Below are 1,104 nucleotides of genomic sequence, written 5' to 3' on the forward strand. Positions count from 1 at the left end.
TTAATGAAATCAACAGAACAGGTTCAAAAGTAAACTTTATTTTGTTACATACGCTAATTTCCTAATAGATCATCATGGTAATATCTATCATGGGAGACATAACCCTAATCTAGACGCATCACCCCCTCAGGACGTTTGGGGAGCACATGCAGTAGGTTTTAATACTGGAAGTATGGGAATTGGCTTTATTGGCACTTTTACTAATGAGAATCCTGCTACTGCTGCATTTAACAGCGCCAATAGACTTATTGCCTGGCGTTTTCACCAAAGAAACATCGATCCACTTAGCGTTGGTTGGATTGGCGCTGCGGGTGGCACTGGTTTACGAACTCCCCGCAATATAACTCGCATATTTGGACACATGGATGTTGCCGCCAAAAATTGCCCAGGTTACTTCTTTTATGATAGACTTCCTCGTTTAGTAAGGCTTACCGTAGCAAGTCTCATGGGCAGAATGAGGTCGCCCATAGTTTTTGCCCCTATGGGAGGTGAAGGTTGGAGGCGCGCAGGGTATCCTGCATATCAATCCGGAATTATTTGGTGACACTTCCCCGAAGTACCAGCAACCAGCGGTGTACGCATAGAACTTTCTGAAGACAGTGGCCGCACCTGGCGAACCACAGTGGTCAGCACCGCAAATGATGGAAATGAGCGTTGGCCTGTTCCCGGTGCGGGACATTCTACGCCTACCGCACGGATACGTGTAATAAGCCTTCAAAATCCTACTATTCGAAGCGAAAGTATTTCAGATTTTTATCTTGCAAACGTGCCGTGGTAAACTAGTAAATGGAGGTGATTTTGTCATGAAACAAAACAAAAAAATCAGTGTATTGGTTTTTATATCTGCGGTTTTAGTCATTATCATCATCGTGGCAGGAATTTATTATCGATTTAATTTTGGTCGCGATAAAATCGCAGAAGATACAGAAGATATAGAAGGTAAATTAACGATAGAAATCCATGAGCTTATTGAAAAACGCTCTGGCGAAAAAACAGGACCGTATCTCACCCTTGAAGAAGTTGTAGCTTGGGTAGGCAGAGTGGGGGAAAGTGCGCCGTGGAGGACTCATGGCTTGTAGGTGAAAGTCCTACTCCAGGAATTGC

The 1,104-nt window shown here is 43.9% G+C and carries 1 protein-coding gene and 1 pseudogene; both read left to right on the top strand.

The annotated features are described in order from the left end of the window. Nucleotides 1–55: 55 nt before the first annotated feature. Nucleotides 56–544 (top strand): annotated as a pseudogene (locus tag HW443_RS14155) (N-acetylmuramoyl-L-alanine amidase); the annotation flags it as partial. Nucleotides 545–803: 259 nt separating this feature from the next. Then, complete coding sequence (locus tag HW443_RS11615; RefSeq protein ID WP_176238263.1) at nucleotides 804–1,079, top strand: hypothetical protein; 276 nt, start codon at nucleotides 804–806, stop codon at nucleotides 1,077–1,079. Nucleotides 1,080–1,104 lie beyond the last annotated feature (25 nt).

It is taken from the genome of Candidatus Hakubella thermalkaliphila (genome assembly GCF_013281975.1).
Classification (GTDB): domain Bacteria; phylum Actinomycetota; class Humimicrobiia; order Hakubellales; family Hakubellaceae; genus Hakubella; species Hakubella thermalkaliphila.

What these genes read in the sequence shown, in the direction of transcription:
- HW443_RS11615 (WP_176238263.1), top strand. Translation starts at nt 804, where the DNA reads ATGAAACAAAACAAAAAAATCAGTGTATTGGTTTTTATATCTGCGGTT.